Origin of the sequence: Sphingobacterium siyangense (genome assembly GCF_007830445.1) — a bacterium.
Classification (GTDB): Bacteria; Bacteroidota; Bacteroidia; order Sphingobacteriales; family Sphingobacteriaceae; genus Sphingobacterium; species Sphingobacterium siyangense.
The window spans coordinates 19,803-36,274 of the sequence record NZ_VLKR01000016.1; the positions used below are offsets into that span (position 1 = coordinate 19,803).

General features: G+C 40.8%; 16 protein-coding genes. 14 read left to right on the forward strand and 2 right to left on the reverse strand.

What is annotated here, in order from left to right:
- Nucleotides 1–85 precede the first annotated feature (85 nt).
- Entirely contained in the window at nt 86–2,941 is a 2,856-nt protein-coding gene (locus tag IQ31_RS14900) for a M16 family metallopeptidase (RefSeq protein WP_145328521.1), read from the reverse strand.
- 248 nt (nt 2,942–3,189) lie between these two features.
- Here IQ31_RS14900 and xerD point away from each other — a divergent pair, with 248 nt between their 5' ends.
- Entirely contained in the window at nt 3,190–4,092 is a 903-nt protein-coding gene (xerD, locus tag IQ31_RS14905; protein ID WP_145328523.1) for a site-specific tyrosine recombinase XerD, read from the forward strand.
- Here the strand turns inward: xerD and IQ31_RS14910 are convergent, their stop codons facing one another.
- Nucleotides 4,093–5,337, reverse strand: a complete 1,245-nt coding sequence (locus IQ31_RS14910; protein WP_145328525.1) for an NAD(P)/FAD-dependent oxidoreductase — start codon at nt 5,335–5,337, stop codon at nt 4,093–4,095.
- A gap of 127 nt (nt 5,338–5,464) precedes the next feature.
- On the opposite strand from IQ31_RS14910, the gene flxA reads away from it, so the two are divergent.
- The 13 genes from flxA to IQ31_RS14975 all read left to right on the forward strand — a co-directional run bounded on the left by flxA (nt 5,465) and on the right by IQ31_RS14975 (nt 16,455).
- Nucleotides 5,465–6,994 carry a flexirubin biosynthesis tyrosine ammonia-lyase FlxA gene (gene flxA, locus IQ31_RS14915; RefSeq protein ID WP_145328527.1) on the forward strand — a complete coding sequence of 510 codons (1,530 nt, stop codon included), beginning with the start codon at nt 5,465–5,467 and terminating at the stop codon, nt 6,992–6,994.
- Nucleotides 6,987–8,102, forward strand: coding sequence for a WG repeat-containing protein (locus IQ31_RS14920; protein ID WP_145328529.1), 1,116 nt, complete (start codon nt 6,987–6,989; stop codon nt 8,100–8,102). The genes flxA and IQ31_RS14920 overlap by 8 nt, the downstream gene beginning before the upstream one ends.
- Before the next feature lie 15 nt (nt 8,103–8,117).
- Nucleotides 8,118–8,849 (forward strand): flexirubin biosynthesis SDR family reductase FlxB, encoded by a 732-nt coding sequence (gene flxB / locus IQ31_RS14925; RefSeq protein WP_120334711.1) that lies wholly within the window; start codon nt 8,118–8,120, stop codon nt 8,847–8,849.
- Between the two features lie 4 nt (nt 8,850–8,853).
- The gene (locus tag IQ31_RS14930) at nt 8,854–10,080 is read left to right on the forward strand and encodes a beta-ketoacyl-[acyl-carrier-protein] synthase family protein (protein WP_075994721.1); all 1,227 of its coding nucleotides are present in this window, start codon (nt 8,854–8,856) and stop codon (nt 10,078–10,080) included.
- Nucleotides 10,081–10,089: 9 nt separating this feature from the next.
- Nucleotides 10,090–10,326 carry an acyl carrier protein gene (locus IQ31_RS14935; RefSeq protein ID WP_075991971.1) on the forward strand — a complete coding sequence of 79 codons (237 nt, stop codon included), beginning with the start codon at nt 10,090–10,092 and terminating at the stop codon, nt 10,324–10,326.
- 14 nt (nt 10,327–10,340) lie between these two features.
- Nucleotides 10,341–11,222, forward strand: coding sequence for a lysophospholipid acyltransferase family protein (locus IQ31_RS14940; RefSeq protein ID WP_088161037.1), 882 nt, complete (start codon nt 10,341–10,343; stop codon nt 11,220–11,222).
- 153 nt (nt 11,223–11,375) lie between these two features.
- Nucleotides 11,376–11,816 (forward strand): hotdog family protein, encoded by a 441-nt coding sequence (locus IQ31_RS14945; RefSeq protein ID WP_075991969.1) that lies wholly within the window; start codon nt 11,376–11,378, stop codon nt 11,814–11,816.
- A 2-nt stretch (nt 11,817–11,818) separates the two neighbouring features.
- Nucleotides 11,819–12,268, forward strand: coding sequence for an acyl-CoA thioesterase (locus IQ31_RS14950; protein WP_083663564.1), 450 nt, complete (start codon nt 11,819–11,821; stop codon nt 12,266–12,268).
- Nucleotides 12,265–13,419 carry a beta-ketoacyl synthase N-terminal-like domain-containing protein gene (locus IQ31_RS14955; RefSeq protein ID WP_145328531.1) on the forward strand — a complete coding sequence of 385 codons (1,155 nt, stop codon included), beginning with the start codon at nt 12,265–12,267 and terminating at the stop codon, nt 13,417–13,419. Before IQ31_RS14950 ends, IQ31_RS14955 begins: the two co-directional genes overlap by 4 nt.
- Before the next feature lie 2 nt (nt 13,420–13,421).
- Nucleotides 13,422–14,021, forward strand: a complete 600-nt coding sequence (locus IQ31_RS14960) for a beta-ketoacyl-[acyl-carrier-protein] synthase family protein (RefSeq protein ID WP_145328533.1) — start codon at nt 13,422–13,424, stop codon at nt 14,019–14,021.
- A gap of 3 nt (nt 14,022–14,024) precedes the next feature.
- Nucleotides 14,025–14,282: a phosphopantetheine-binding protein gene (locus IQ31_RS14965; protein ID WP_075991965.1), complete on the forward strand. Its 258-nt coding sequence runs from the start codon at nt 14,025–14,027 to the stop codon at nt 14,280–14,282.
- A gap of 3 nt (nt 14,283–14,285) precedes the next feature.
- Nucleotides 14,286–15,467, forward strand: coding sequence for a beta-ketoacyl-[acyl-carrier-protein] synthase family protein (locus IQ31_RS14970; RefSeq protein ID WP_145328535.1), 1,182 nt, complete (start codon nt 14,286–14,288; stop codon nt 15,465–15,467).
- On the forward strand, nt 15,460–16,455 hold the full coding sequence (locus IQ31_RS14975) for a beta-ketoacyl synthase chain length factor (protein ID WP_145328537.1): 996 nt from the start codon (nt 15,460–15,462) through the stop codon (nt 16,453–16,455). The genes IQ31_RS14970 and IQ31_RS14975 overlap by 8 nt, the downstream gene beginning before the upstream one ends.
- Nucleotides 16,456–16,472 lie beyond the last annotated feature (17 nt).

Sequence of the window (16,472 nt, forward strand, 5' to 3'; positions counted from 1 at the left end):
TTTTTTTTGTCCATAATTTTTTGTCCAATAGAAAAAGGGTTGCCTACTGAGCAGCCAACCCTTTTTCTATTTTCCAAGATTCCTGTTATTTAGAATCCGGCATCAAGATAAATTCAAAAAGTCGATCTCTTTTCAAATATTTCCCGGCAACGTCCTGCACTGACTTTGAAGTTACCTTCTTCAAATTGTCTATTCTTCGTGTATATCGCGTAAGATCAAGATCATTCTGATATGAACTTGATATGTAATTCAGCCAATAGCCATTTTCACGAAGATTTAACTCATTTTGTCGCTGTTGTTCTGCTAGGAACTTCTCAATATCTCCATTTTCGGGGCCCTGTTCCTGAATCTTTTTCACCTCATCCAATGCCGAAGCAATTAAAGCATCAGCCTTATCTACTGCGGAACCAAAACCAATGGAGAAAGCATAACGCGCTTTTGGCAGCTTACTAAAACTAGCCCGAGCACCCACTCCATAAACACCACCTTCTTTTTCCCGGAGTCTTTCAAGCAATTTGATCGTCAAAACACTCTCCAAGGCTTCCATATTAACATTTTCAGTTTCATTATAGGTATAGTCCCCATAGTAGGCCAATTGCGTACTTGCCTTTTCTTCTTTTCCCTTATGAACAACCACGCGCTCTCCCTTGCTCGGCTCCAGAATATTTAAATCCTTATAGCTCTCCCCTCTTTTAAGGGCCGGCAACGAGGCAAGATAGGTTTCTAAATAAGGCTTGATCTGATTCTCGTCAAATGACCCCACAATTGTAAACACAAAATCCGAAGCATCCGCAAATCGTTCTTTGTAGATTGCCAAAGCACGCTCCCGATCAATTTTATTGATCGTTTCTACGGTTGGGTTTTGCCGACGGACATTGTTGCCATAAAGCACTTCTTTCACTTTATCCGAGAATACATTATTTGGATTGCTCAATCTATTTTCCAAAGATCCTTTTGCCCGGGTCATGGTACTCTGGAAAATATCCTCGTCCAAGCGAGGTTCGGTAAAATAACCATAAATCAATTCAAAAGCATTCTTCAATCCTTCTTTATCTGTGCTACCTGAGATACCTTCGTAGCGTTCAGAAATGTACGGAGAGATGGAAACATCTTTTCCCGAAAGATACTTCGTAAGCTCAACGTTGTTCATTTGTCCAACGCCGCTTGCATCAATTAAAGAGGATGCATTAGAGGCCGAAAAGTAATCTGCATCGTTATAGCCAGATGTTCCACCTGGACTATACGCCATAATCTGTATCTCATCATTTTTAAAGTCCGTAGGCTTTAAGATCACTTTAACACCATTGCTTAAGGTCAATTCTTTCGCTTGAACTGCGTCAATATTTCTTGACGATACAACAGCGCCTTTCACCGGTTCTTTTGAAAGCAAGGGAAGATTGGACACTTTATCTTCATAAGCTGTCACAGGAGTCTCTTCAACTGCTTTTACCCAGCTCATTACGGTAGACTCAGCCGGTAAGTTGGCCTTATCCTTCTCTGGCCCCATAACCAAAACATCGCGGTTCAGATCGGTATAATATTTTTTCACCAAGCCATTTACTTCTGACAGCTTCAACGTTGGCAACAGCTGTTTAGTCAAACGATAGGCGTTTTCATTACTTAAAGCGGGTTCATCATCAATAAAATAATTTAGATAACGGTTGACGTAACTATCCGATTTCTTTTTGTCACGCTCGATAAAAGACATCTCGTTACCTTTTTTCATATCTGCGATGGCACGATCCAACTCCGTCTGTGTAAAACCGTATTTTTGAATACGCTCAAATTCTGTTAGCATCGCCTTAAATCCGGATTCCAACTCGCCCGGTTTTGGGACCACCAGCAATGAAAAAGTATTAAGGTTAGCAACAAAATCGCTGATACTTCCACCTGCCTGCATAAAAGGAGGGTTCGGTTGCTGCATCAATTCAGAAAAACGACCTGCGATCATCTGATTGAAAACACTCTTCAACAGCTCGTTTCTATAATCTCCTACAGTGGAAACTTTTTCTTTTTCACTTTTAATCAAAATCTGCGCGACGGTATAAGGCAGTTCCGGATCTGAAATTGCCAAGAACTGGTTCTTGTTTAACAAATCAACACGATATTTTTTACGCTCCAATGCTTTTTTTGGCATTTTCATATCGGAAAACATAACTTTCACCCTTTCTTCCATTTCCTTAGGATCAATATCGCCAACAATGATTAGAGCCTGTAAATCTGGGCGATACCAGTCTTGGTGGAATTTGCGTATTTCTGTATAAGGAAATGTTTTCAGGATCTGTTCAGTTCCGATAGGCAAACGTTTGGAGTAAAGGGATCCATTGAGCAACATCGGAAAGTATTGATCCTGTAAACGCTGCTGCACTCCTCTTCCACCACGTTTTTCTTCGAGGATAACGCCCCGCTCTTTATCAATTTCTTCGCCATCCAACAAAGCATCCTGAGCCCAGTCGCGCATCACCTGTAAACCATTTTTTAAAAGTTCAGGATCATCAGAAGGAATTGGTAGCTGATAAACTGTCTGATCAAAGCTCGTATAGGCATTCAGATCCGAGCCAAATCGAACTCCTGCCTTTTGCAAGTAGTTAACCAATTCATTCTTTGGAAAATGCTTCAGGCCATTGAAGTTCATATGCTCTAAAAAATGTGCCAAACCAAGCTGTTTTTCATTTTCCAGAATGGAGCCGGCCTTCATGCCCAAATACATGGTGACACGCCCCTTAGGCTCGCTATTTTTACGAATGAAGTATGTAAATCCATTTTTCAGCTTCCCCGTGATGACTTCGTTGTCGAAGGGTAATTTTTGATTCAGGGCCAAACTATCTTGGGATAGAATCGCCCGTGCTTCCGCGGTTAACGTAGTTGGCTTTTTTGCTTCTGCTATATAGAATGTAGCCGGTAACAGAAAAGCTAATGCAAGTGGTTTAATGAATTTCATACAAAAAAATGTCTTTTTTTAGTCAGTTATTTTTGCTAATTGTTATATATTAGGGTAAACGGAACTGGAGATCAATTGTCCCAATAAATAGTAAAATACAGATCAATACTTTTTTCATTATCCAAGGAGGAATCGGGTCCCTCCATTAGGGAACGTCTCTTTGTGTTATTTATAATCTGTAAAAATTCCATCTAAAAATACAGAATAACTTTCGAAAAGAACAACAGTTAATTGTAATTTTGTTGCAAATGGATTTTGAAAACTGGAGTGATATAAAAAAGGAATTCGAACAATTCTTAAAGTTCGAAAGAGGCTTGAGCATTAATTCAATTGATGCTTACTTAAATGATGTATCCAAATTTCAGATCTACTGTGAAGACAATCATTTGGTTTTAAATACCGTAACGAGAAAGAATATACAGGAGTTTTTGGCTTGGTTGCAGGAATTTAATATTTCGCCCTTCACACAATCCAGGTTGATATCTGGCCTTAAGACATTCTTTAGCTTTTTGATGATCGAGCATGAATTCGTCAACAATCCGACCGATCTCCTTCAGGCGCCACGCTTGGCACGCAAGCTGCCCAGCGTTTTGAGCATACAGGAGATCGATCAATTAATCTCGGCAATCGATCTTTCTTCACCCGAAGGTGAACGTAATAAAACGATCATCGAAATCTTATACGGATGTGGTCTCCGTGTTTCCGAACTTGTCACCCTCAAAATATCAAACCTTTTTTTAGATGTAGAATTTATCAAAGTTGAGGGCAAGGGAAGCAAAGAACGCCTAATTCCAATTGGCCAACACGCCATTAAACACCTTCGCATCTACTTAGAAACGGTCAGACCTCATATCAAGATTAAGGCCGGAAATGAAGATATTGTATTCCTCAACAGAAGAGGCGCCGCATTATCGCGGGTTATGATCTTCTTGATCATTAAGGAACTTGCCTCAAAAATCGGGTTACAAAAAACCATCAGCCCACATACTTTTAGACATAGCTTTGCATCACACCTGGTGGAAGGCGGTGCCGACTTAAGAGCTGTACAAGATATGCTCGGTCATGAAAGTATTACCACGACCGAAATATATACACACATCGATAGGGACTACCTTCATTCCATTATTACGCAATATCACCCCAGATCTTAACTATATCGATTCCTCCTGCTTGGACATTCGAATAAGATGTGCCAAATTTTTCAACACACGATCGTGTTTCAAAACGAATGGATTGTTTTTATCCCACACGTATCCCGCTAATATTGCACAAATGCTACGTTTCACCTCCGGGTTTTCGGGTTGATGATAAAATAACTCCTGCAGATTGCCTGTATACCATTCCTGTATATATGTTGTAAAAACTGCAATCCCATCTTTCATATAGTCTTCAAATTCTGACTGCCAATCCACTGTTTCACCCTGGATCTGCCTTAAAGCTAACTTCGCCGCCAAAATACCAGATTCTGTAGCGAAACACACACCGGAAGAAAAAACAGGATCCAGGAATTCGGAACTATTGCCGGTCAAGGCATACCCTGGCCCATACATTTTACTCACCGCGGTAGAATAATTACTCAACTTACGGGGTTCAAAAACAAAAGGGACATCACCAAACCGCTTAACATAGTAATCGGACAGTTGAATAGCCCTATTTAGTGCTGTAGTGGTATCTTCGCCCAGGCTTTCGATGAACGAAGTTGGCCCCACAATTCCAACAGAAGTATTGCCATTGGAAAATGGAATTACCCACAACCAAACCTGCGTTTCCAATATATCAAAAGAAATCAGACTACCTTCTTGCCCTAGCGGTCGATTAACGTCATTGACATGGCTGAATATCGCCGAATGAGGGCTTAAACGTGAGGGTTGGTCCAAATTTAGCATGCGGGGCAAAACGCGACCATAACCCGAACAATCGATCAGAAAGTTTGCCTCTATTTTTGTTTCAACACCTTGGCTATCGCATACCGTAGTGATCGATTTTGCACCATCAAATTGTACGTCAGTTACTTCTGTACCGAAGGAAAGATCTACCCCTTTACGCATAAGCTCATTCGCCATTTCCTGATCAAAATCAGCTCTCGGTATCTGCCAGGTCCAATCCCAACCTTCGGAAAATTTATCTGAAAAATCGAAAATACAGACTTCCTTCCCGCGTATAAACCGCGCTCCAAATTTCTTTTCGAAACCTTGTGCATCCAACGCATCAAACAGCCCAGCTTCATCAAAATGATCCATCACGCGCGGTATTAGACTCTCTCCTACCACGATTCTCGGAAACTGGCTTTTTTCGACAACCTTTACCCTTGCCCCTTGTTTTTGTAAATACCCAGCAGCAACCGAACCGGAAGGTCCCGCCCCGATGATCAAAATGTCAACCTGTTCAACGTTCATTATACGCTTTGATTAAAAGAAAAAAATATTAATTTCGTGCCTGATTAATAATTGCCAAATCTATTCACAAAAAATAAAATAAAAAAAACAATTTCGAGAGTTTTTCAAAATTGCTATCCCATAAATCATGAGCTTACTCACCAACCATTTAGATTTAAAACAGTTTATCCAAATAACCTACGGAAACGAAAAATTGGATATCGATGACGATATTTGGGAAAAAGTAGATGCTAGCCACAATTTTCTTCAGAAATTTGCTGAAAACAAAGTAATTTATGGTGTCAATACCGGTTTTGGCCCCATGGCTCAATATCGGATTAAAGACGAAGACCGCACTAAACTTCAATACAATCTAATTCGCAGCCATGCCTCAGGAACAGGACGACTTCTTGATCCGCTTCAGGTAAAAAGCACGATTTTAGCACGCTTAAATACATTAACCCTCGGTTATTCAGGAGTCCATAAGTCCACCATTGCTTTGATGAAAGAATTGATCAACCGCAATATTTATCCCGTTATTTTTGCACACGGTGGTGTCGGTGCCAGTGGTGATCTCGTACAGCTCGCACATTTGGCCCTCGTATTAATTGGTGAGGGTGAGGTAATGTATAAAAACGAACGAATTCCAACTCAACAAGCTTTTGATGCTGAAGGTCTTGCCCCTATTCAGATTGTTCTACGTGAAGGCTTGGCACTGATCAATGGGACTTCGGTCATGACAGGGATTGGCATACTAAACTGGAACCATGCGCAAAAAGCCTTATCTTGGTCCATCAAAGCAGCCTGTGCAATCAACGAAATCGTTCAAGCTTATGACGATCATTTTTCGGAAGCGTTAAATCAAAGCAAAAAGCATCCTGGACAACAAGCTATTGCCAAAAAGATGCGCAGTCACCTTGCGAGCAGTAAGTTGATTCGAAAACGCGAAGACCACCTCTATACTGGTGAAAATCAAGAAGATATTTTCAAAGACAAAGTACAGGAATATTATTCCGTCCGTTGTGTTCCGCAAATATTGGGTCCGGTTTCGGATACCATTAACAATGTGGGTACAGTGCTTGAGCATGAACTAAATTCAGCAAACGACAATCCCATCATTGATCTAAACGATCAACATGTGTATCATGGCGGCAATTTTCATGGCGACTATATTTCACTGGAAATGGATAAACTTAAATTGGTTATGACCAAGATGACAATGCTCGCGGAAAGACAATTGAATTATCTACTCAACAGCAAGATCAATGAGATTTTCCCGCCTTTCGTAAATTTAGGCACATTAGGACTAAATTTTGGCATGCAGGGTGTCCAATTTACGGCAACATCCACAACAGCGGAATCCCAAGCGCTAAGCACTTCGCTCTACATCCATAGCATTCCCAACAATAATGACAACCAAGATATTGTCAGCATGGGTACGAATGCAGCAATGTCATGCAGTCAGGTCATCGAAAATTCCTTTGAAGTGCTGGCGATAGAATTTATTACTTTAGCACAGGCAATTGACCATTTAGGTTGTCAGGAAAAATTAGCAAAAGAAACACTATCTTGGTATATGGACCTGCGCAATTTGTTTCCGGCCTTTGCCGAAGATCAAGTGATGTATCCGATTATTAAAAAAGTAAAAGAATACTTAATCAATAAAAATCATGATTAAAAGGCTCACATTCGGCGGATTATTTATACTATCATGCACCTTCGCATCTGCGCAACAATTGGCGCGGGTACAAGAAAAGGGACTTGTCGGATTTATCAATAAAGATGGATCGTTTCAGATTACACCTCAATTCAAAAATGCTCAAGATCAATCCGAAGGAAAGATTGCTGTTTATGATGGCAGCAGGTGGGGATTTGTAGATAAAGATGCGAACTATATTATTCAACCTCAATACGTCAATGCCAAATCCTTCAGTCAGGGAATGGCGATGGTGAAATCTGCAAGCGGTTGGCTTTACATTGATTCTCTCGGGCAGGAACTGAAGTCGATCTCTAGCAAGCGGGTTTATGAATTCAATGATGGTGTTGCTTTTTATCGTGATGCGACTAATTTAGTCGGTCTCATCAACAACAAACAAGAGGTTGTGCTTCCACCAACTTATGATGTCATCCGTCCATTTAAGGATGGTTACGCTAAAGTCGCCAAAAATAAAAAATGGGGTGTCATTGACAATCAGGGAAAAGAGGTCGTCGCTCCAAATTATGATGATATCGGCGATTTTAATGTTGGATTGGTGTGGGCAAAAAAACAGAACAACTGGTTTCTCGTATCTGGTCAAAAAGAAGTTGCCCTCCCCGGTATTTCAAAAATTGAAAATATTGAAAACCCCGACTTTGTCCTTGTTCAGCAAGGAAATAAAATCGGTTTTATGGCATCGGATGGCAAATGGGTGATACCTGCAACTTATGATGATGCGCGAAATTTTCAGGAAGGTCTAGCGCCCGTGAAATTAAATGGGAAATGGGGATATATTGATACTACAGGTAAAATGGTCATCCCTACTGCCTATCAGGATGCCCTTTCATTTTCTCCGGAGGGCCTCGCTGCAGTTAAAGACAGTAAATGGGGATTCATCGATAAAAATGCCAAAGTTATCATCCCCTTTCAATATGAGATTACTGCGGCGCTAACGTTTAAGAAACAGGAGAAGGGATTTATCGATGGTTTAGCGCGAGTTAAACTCAATGGCAAATGGGGATTTATTGACACCAAAGGAAACCTTTTAGGAAACAAATGGTTTGATAATGCAGAATTATTTCAAAATTAATATACATATTGTAGGATGAAATGCGCTTTAGTTACAGGTGGATCAAGGGGAATTGGCAGGGCAATTTGTCTTAAACTGGCTCAAGAATTGGGCTATCATGTGTTGATCAACTTTCAGCAGAATGAAACTGCAGCATTAGAAACACTTGCTGCTATAGAAGCAAAGGGCGGTAGTGGTTCGCTTCTAAAATTCGACGTCGCAGATAAATCCGCAGTCGACAAGGCCTTATCTACCTGGGAATCGAGCCATCCCGAAGCTCAGCTTGAGGTTATCGTTAATAACGCCGGGATAGCCAAAGATGGCTTGTTTATGTGGATGCCAGCAGAAGATTGGTCCTCGGTAATCAACACAACTGTCAATGGTTTCTATCATGTTACCCAATTTTTTATACAGAAACTGTTACGCCAGCGTTATGGTCGTATCATCAATATGATTTCCGTATCCGGTGTAAAAGGTACAGCTGGTCAAACCAACTATTCGGCGGCCAAGGCGGCTTTGCTAGGTGCAACTAAAGCGCTGGCTCAGGAGGTTGCCAAACGGAATATCACCGTCAATGCTGTGGCACCTGGATTTATTCACAGTGACATGACTGCCGATATGGACGAAAAGGAACTAAAAAAACTGATTCCGGCCAATAGATTTGGGGAACCTGAGGAAGTCGCAGACCTCGTCACCTTTTTAGCTTCTTCAAAAGCAGGCTATATTACGGGGGAAGTAATTAATATAAATGGAGGAATTTATTCGTAAATCTATGGAGCAAAGAGTAGTGATCACGGGGATGGGAATATATTCCTGCTTGGGGACATCATTGGAAGAAGTAAAAGATTCTCTGCAACAAGGAAAATCAGGGATTATCTTCGATGAAGAACGAAAAACTTTTGGATTTCGTTCCGCATTAACCGGTGCCGTTCCACAACCAAATTTAAAACATGAATTGAACCGCCGTCAGCGAATATCCATTGGTGAAGAAACAGAATATGCGTATTTGGCTACGATGGAAGCCTTAAAAAATGCAGCCATTGACGATGCTTTTCTCGATGAACATGAAATTGGTATTCTCTATGGAAATGATTCGGTCTCCAAAGCCATTATTGAAGCTGTCGATATTGTACGGGAGAAAAAGGATACCAGCCTGATAGGTTCTGGAGCGATTTTTAAATCAATGAACTCCACGGTAACCATGAATCTCTCCACGATATTCCGTTTAAAAGGCATTAACATGACGATATCCGCCGCCTGTGCCTCCGGATCCCATTCTCTAGGGCTTGGATTTAACCTGATTAAAAGTGGCATGCAAGATATGATTATCTGTGGTGGAGCGCAAGAGATCAATAAATATGCCATGGCCAGTTTTGATGGTTTAGGTGTTTTTGGAGATGATACCCTGCCGGCTACAACAGTATCACGTCCCTTTGACAAAGATCGGTCCGGATTGGTACCTTCTGGCGGCGCCGCTACAATAATTATAGAAAGTTATGAATCCGCGGTACGTAGAGGAGCCCCTATCCTAGCGGAAATTGTAGGTTATGGATTTTCATCCAATGGAGGGCATATTTCTACACCAAATGTCGAAGGACCGGCCTTGGCCATGGAACGCGCAATTAAACAAGCTGGCGTTAAACCCTCCGATATTGCCTACATCAACGCACATGCCACATCCACCCCTGTAGGCGATGCCAATGAAGCACAGGCTATCTTGCAGGTATTCGGTGAAAGCCAACCTTTTGTCAGCTCCACAAAATCTATGACAGGCCATGAATGTTGGATGGCAGGCGCCAGTGAGATCATCTATTCCAACATCATGATGTTAAATGGTTTTATGGCTCCAAACATTAATTTTGAAAATCCGGATGAACATTCAGCCAAATTAAATATCGTTAAACAAACCGTATTTAAAGAATTTGACCTATATTTGTCCAATTCTTTTGGCTTTGGGGGAACAAACTCTGCATTAGTCATTAAAAAAATAAACGATTAACTTATAAAAATGATTTCTGAAAAGATTAACGAAATACTTGTTGATGAGTTTGAAGTGGATGTTGATTTAATCCAACCGAATCTAAATTTAAAAGATACATTAAATTTAGACAGTTTGGATTATGTCGATCTTGTCGTTATCATTGAGTCCAATTTTGGTGTCAAATTGGTCGAAGCCGATTTCACAAATATCCAAACCTTCCAAGATTTTTATGACCTCATCAAACGTAAGACAGCTCATAACTAAGTCAATGTTTACCAATGAGTCAGTGGAAAGGACAATCGAAAGGTAGTGTCTTAGGATATCGAATCTTTGTATTCTGTATTCAAAAGCTAGGAATCCGTACAGCTTATCTGCTGCTGGTATTTGTAGCTTTTTATTATTTCCTGACTTCTTGGAGTAGCAACCGTTCTATCTATTATTACCTAAGATATCGACTAAAATATTCACTTCCTTCAACGCTCATTGGATTTTACCGGAGTTACTTTACTTTCGGTCAAATCCTGATCGATAAAACAGCCATAGCTGCGGGTATGCGCAACAGATTCAGCTATGAATTTGACGGTATTGCGATTTTAAAATCCGCCTTGGAGAAAAAAAACGGTGGTATCCTGTTATCAGCACATATCGGTAACTTTGAAATCGCCTCTTATTTCCTGGAGGACATCAATATCGAAAATCAGATTAATCTGGTTATTTCGGACCGCGAACATCAAGCCATCAAATCATACTTGGCAAAAGTATCGCGTAAATCGACCGTAAAATTCATCGTTATCCAAGAAGACCTCTCCCACGTATTTGCCATCAATGAAGCACTTACAAACAATGAACTAATTGTCTTTACAGGTGATCGCTATCTAGATGGCACAAAAACTCTTTCAGCAGATTTACTGGGCAAAAACACACAATTTCCAGCTGGTCCATTTTTAATCGCTTCCAGGCTCAAGGTTCCTGTTATTTTTGTCTATGTCATGAAAGAACCTAAGCTCCACTATCATCTCTATGCACGCGAAGTGGAAGTGAAACACCGTGACGCTCAAGGCTTGCTACAAACCTATTGTCAGTCGCTAACCTATATGATCAAAAAATATCCAATGCAGTGGTTTAACTTCTACGATTTCTGGAAGGACTATTCCCAATAAACATCCACAGTTCTGTTTACATTATTTATCTGAAGAAACAAAAAAAACACAGCAGAGGCGCTGTGCTAAAACCGATCAAAAGCAATTTTGCGCTACTTGAAACCTATGATTTTATCTTTTAATTAGTACCTTTGGGTGAACTTTTTTAGACAAATGACAGCTGCCCCATTTCCAATAGTCGATAACATATTTTTACAGAATTTATTACCTCATCGTGCTCCGATGGTTATGATTGACTGCCTCTACGATTTCACCGAAAAGACAGTGGCAGCAGGTTTAACTGTTCAAGAAGATAATATTTTTGTGGAAGATGGTATATTATTGGAAGCAGGTATTATTGAGCACATGGCGCAATCCATTGCTTTACATACTGGATACAGCTTTTATATCAAACAACAAACTGCACCTATAGGTTATCTCGGTACAATAAAAAGTATTTCAATAGATTCCTTCCCTCAGGTCGGAGAAAAATTGCTGACCAAAGCAACGATTCTACAAGAGTTTATGGGGGTTACACTCGTTTCCGTAGAAAGCTTTGTCGGAGATCGACAGATCGCTCAAGCTGAAATAAAAAGTGTAATAGCTTCTTCATGATTATGGCAAAAAATAAACGAACTGAACAAGTCAATCAGATTACTTGGACAAGCCCTTTACGTATACGTTTCAATGAAGTCGATTCGTTGGGGATAGTTTGGCATGGCCATTACATCAGTTATTTTGAAGATGGCCGAGAATCTTTCGGCATGGAACATGGACTGACCTATCTAGATATTCATGGCCATGGTTATACAACACCGATCGTGAAGAGTACCTGCGAACATAAACTCCCATTAAAATATGGTGACAATGCACGTATTGAAACATCCCTATTGGATACCAAAGCAGCAAAGATTATTTATCGTTACCGCATCCTAAATGACAACAATCAGGTTGTCTGCCTAGGTGAAACGATCCAGGTATTTTTAGATTCTTCAGGAAACTTACAATTGTATACTCCGGACTTTTTTCAGCAATGGAAAAATCGGCTTGATTTTGTCAGCAAATGAAAAAGGTATATTTAGGCCCATACAATTGTGTATCCCCCATAGGTAATAATCTGGCAGACACCTGGAATTCCCTTGTTAGCGGCAAATCAGGAATCAAGTTGACCGACTTTGCTGAATTGCATGGAGACGTTTACGCCGCTATTGTTGAAGAAGAACAATTGGATCAGCATTTAAACAAATTGCTGCAGGACACACAGCTCCCCTCCGATGCGGCATTCTCAAAACTAGAAAAGCTCATGATAGCCGCATTAGTACCTCTTGTCAAAGCAGTTGTTATTACACAAGAGACTGAATTAATCGTCTCAACAACCAAGGGCAATATCGCGCAATGCGCAGGCGGAGCAAACGATATTGTTGCTGCAAGCCTTCCCGTACTAGCTCAAAAAATAGCCGATTTTTTTGGTTTTAAACGGCCTCCGATAATCATTAGCAATGCCTGTGTATCGGGTCTGCAGGCCATCTCGACCGCTAAACGACTTATACAGATGGATTATTGTAAAGATGCCATTATCGTTGCTGGAGACCTGGTCAGTGAATTTGTCGTTTCAGGATTTAAGTCTTTTCAGGCCCTAAGTAACACGGTATGTAAACCCTATGACGAGTTTAGACAGGGCTTAAATCTCGGCGAAGCAGCGGCAGCAATTCATGTCACCGGCCAAAAATTAACAGATCAAGAATTCTTTATCGCCGGCGAAGCCTCAATCAACGACGCAAATCACATTTCAGGACCATCACGTACAGGCGAAGGACTGAGACTTAGCATCGCATCTGCATTGGCCGAAGCCAAATTAGAACCAAAATCTGTTGATTTTATTTGTGCACATGGAACAGCCACAATTTACAACGATGAAATGGAAGCTGTGGCCATACATCATTCCGGATTAGCCACTAAACCGATCAATAGCTTAAAAGGGTACTTCGGTCATACCTTGGGAACCGCAGGGCTCATCGAGAGTATTATTTCCTTGGAATGCTTACGAAATAATGTACTACTCCCCAGTTTAGGCTATCAAAAACAAGGTACTTCATTACCTCTAGCGGTTGTCACTGAACTATTGGAACAACCCCAACCACTTATTCGCTGCTTAAAAACAGCATCGGGATTTGCTGGCACAAATACAGCCGTATTATTTGAAAGGGAGTTACGATAAGCATGGAACAACACTATCAAATCAGCAGGCATTGCCGCATCGATACACAGGGCGTATATGTTAATGGTGAACAGATTTCAGCAGCAATATCCTCAGATTTTGCAACTTTTTCAAAAGCATTTTACTATTCACTAGAAACGACTTACCCGAAGTTTTTCAAGATGGATAACCTCAGCAAATTAGCTTGGCTAGGAGCTGAATTGCTATTGAAAGAGGAAAAAACAAAGAATATCGGCATTGTCTTGTCGAATAGGCACAGTAGCCTTGATACCGACTTAAAGCACCTTAATACGATCGCAGACAAGGAGCAGTACTATCCCAGTCCTGCTATATTTGTATATACCCTGCCCAATGTCTGTATGGGTGAAATTGCGATTAGGCATAACCTGCAAACGGAAAATATCTTTTTTGTTTCAGCGCAATTCGACAGTCAACTTGCAGTAAATTACTGCAATTACCTCTTAAATTCCAGCAGAGTGGAAAAGGTACTATGCGGTTGGGTCGATTATATGGAAGGAAACTATAAATTGGTTTTGTATCTTGTGGAAAAAACAGGCATTGTAGCACATAATTTAAATGTCGTAAGACAACTAACACAATAAAGAATGGAAGAGTTGAAATCGGAATTAAAAACGAAAATCATTGAAGCCTTAAACTTAGAAGAAGTCACTGTAGATGAAATTGAAGATCAGGCGCCATTATTTGGAGATGGTCTAGGACTAGACTCTATTGATGCCTTGGAGCTGACTGTTTTATTGGATAAGGATTATGGTATTAAAGTTACTGACCCAAAAATCGGAAAGACTATTTTTCAATCCATTGAAACATTGGCAACCTATATTTCAGAAAATAGAACGAAATAAAACATGAAAAATACTATTGCTGTTACTGGAATGGGCATGATTACCGCCATTGGAAATAATGTCGCGCAAAACTATCATTCTTTGCTCCAGAAACAGCATGGTATCAAACCGCTTCAACATATCTCGGGAAAACATCAACATCACACGCTTGTTGGTGAAGTATCGTTAACGAACGAAGCATTAATTGAAAAATTACGTACTGAGGTACCCGACTATTGTTCCCGAACCAGCCTACTTGCCGCAATTGCTGCAAAAGAAGCCATGTCTCAGGCTGGTATTACAGCAGCAGCTGATATGCCAATTGTTCTGGGAACTTCGGTTGCGGGAATGGATATTTTTGAACAACATTTCCCGCATTTACAACAGAACGACACACTCATACAACGCCGGGATGTTGGGGATTCAAGTGCCTTATTGGCCAAAATATTGGGCAGCAATGGTTATGTGACGGCTATTAGTACAGCATGTTCCTCGGCGGCTAATGCCATTGGCTTTGGGGCTCGACTTTTGCGCTCGGGACGCGCAGATCGCGTGTTAGTGGGCGGATCGGATGCCCTGTCAAAATTTACAATCAATGGCTTTGACAGTTTAATGCTCCTGTCCGACCAACTTAATCGCCCCTTTGACAGCAATAGAAAGGGGTTAAACTTAGGTGAAGGTGCAGGTTTTTTAGTGCTTGAATCTACAAGATCCTTAAAAAACACAAAGAAACCCATATTAGGTTACCTGAACGCGTTCAGCAACGCCAATGATGCTTTTCATCAAACCTCCACTTCGGATAGCGGTGAAGGTGCCTATCTCGCTATGCAAGAGGCTCTAAAAATGGCAGAGTTGATACCGAGCGAAATTGATTATATCAATGCACACGGAACGGCGACCGAAAATAATGATCGAACAGAAGCAACAGCGATACAGCGATTATTTAACGATGCGATACCGCCTTTTAGTTCAACCAAATCATATACTGGACATACATTGGGAGCTTCAGCCGGTATTGAGGCAATATATGCACTACTCGCCATTCAGCATCAACTGGCCTTTGCTAATTTAAGATTTGAAAATACCATGGAACAGCCTGCGTTGCCGCCGCTCGCTGAACACCAACGTATTGACATCCGGCATGTACTCAGCAATTCCTTTGGATTTGGCGGTAATTGTTCAAGCTTAATTTTTTCGCATGCATAAAGTATATATTAATGCCGCAAGCATATGCGTTAACAACCTTAGCCTACCAAATAGTCGAGAAAATTGGATCAAGGTTGATCTGCCTAAAATAGACAGTAAGATCCTATCGCCCAACAGTGCAAGGCGAATGTCCAAAGCTGTAAAAATGGGAATTATATGTGCTATGGAAGCACTGCAACAGATTGATCGCAGTGAGCTGGACGGTATCCTCGTTGGAAGTGGAAAAGGCTGTCTAATAGACTCCGATAGATTCTTACAGTCCATTGCTGTTCAACAAGAAGAGTTTTTATCACCGACTGCATTTATCCAGTCGACGCACAATACCGTTGCCGGTCAAATTGCCCTTTTAATCAAAAATACAGGTTATAATATGACCTATTCACAGGGCCGTGTATCATTTGAATCGACCGTATTTGATGCCTATCTACAACTTGTGCTGAACGAACGGAAAACTTTATTGGTCGGTGCCGTTGACGAGCTTTCAGATATCAGTATCGACATCAGCGAGAGCATAGCCAATACAACAGATCAACCGATAACAACAGGAATCCCGCGGACAGAAGGTGCCGGTTTCTTTATTTTCTCCAATCAAAAGAATCAACATACCCTTGGTGAATTGGTTGACATGGTAATTTATCATCCAACAGAAGAGCTCCGACCAGAAAGCCAACTAGCTGCATTTCTTAAAAAAAACAAGCTATCTGCCGAGCAGCTTGACTTGGTTATTTATGGTTCGGCAAAGCCGGAAACCCCATCGGAAATGGAAGCTGAGGCCTTCAACGACTTAGCTAAAATAAACTATCAATCGCAGATAGGATACTTTGACACAGATGTTGTGTTTGCATTCGATTTCGCTTTAAAGCAATTGAATAATCAAACCTTTCGATCGATAGAGAGTCCAATTGGAAATAAGATCGGTGCTTTTCAACATGTACTGATTTGTAATTTTGGAGACCAAAACAGTCTAATGCTGTTATCGAGATGCTAAATTTTAAAAACACAACA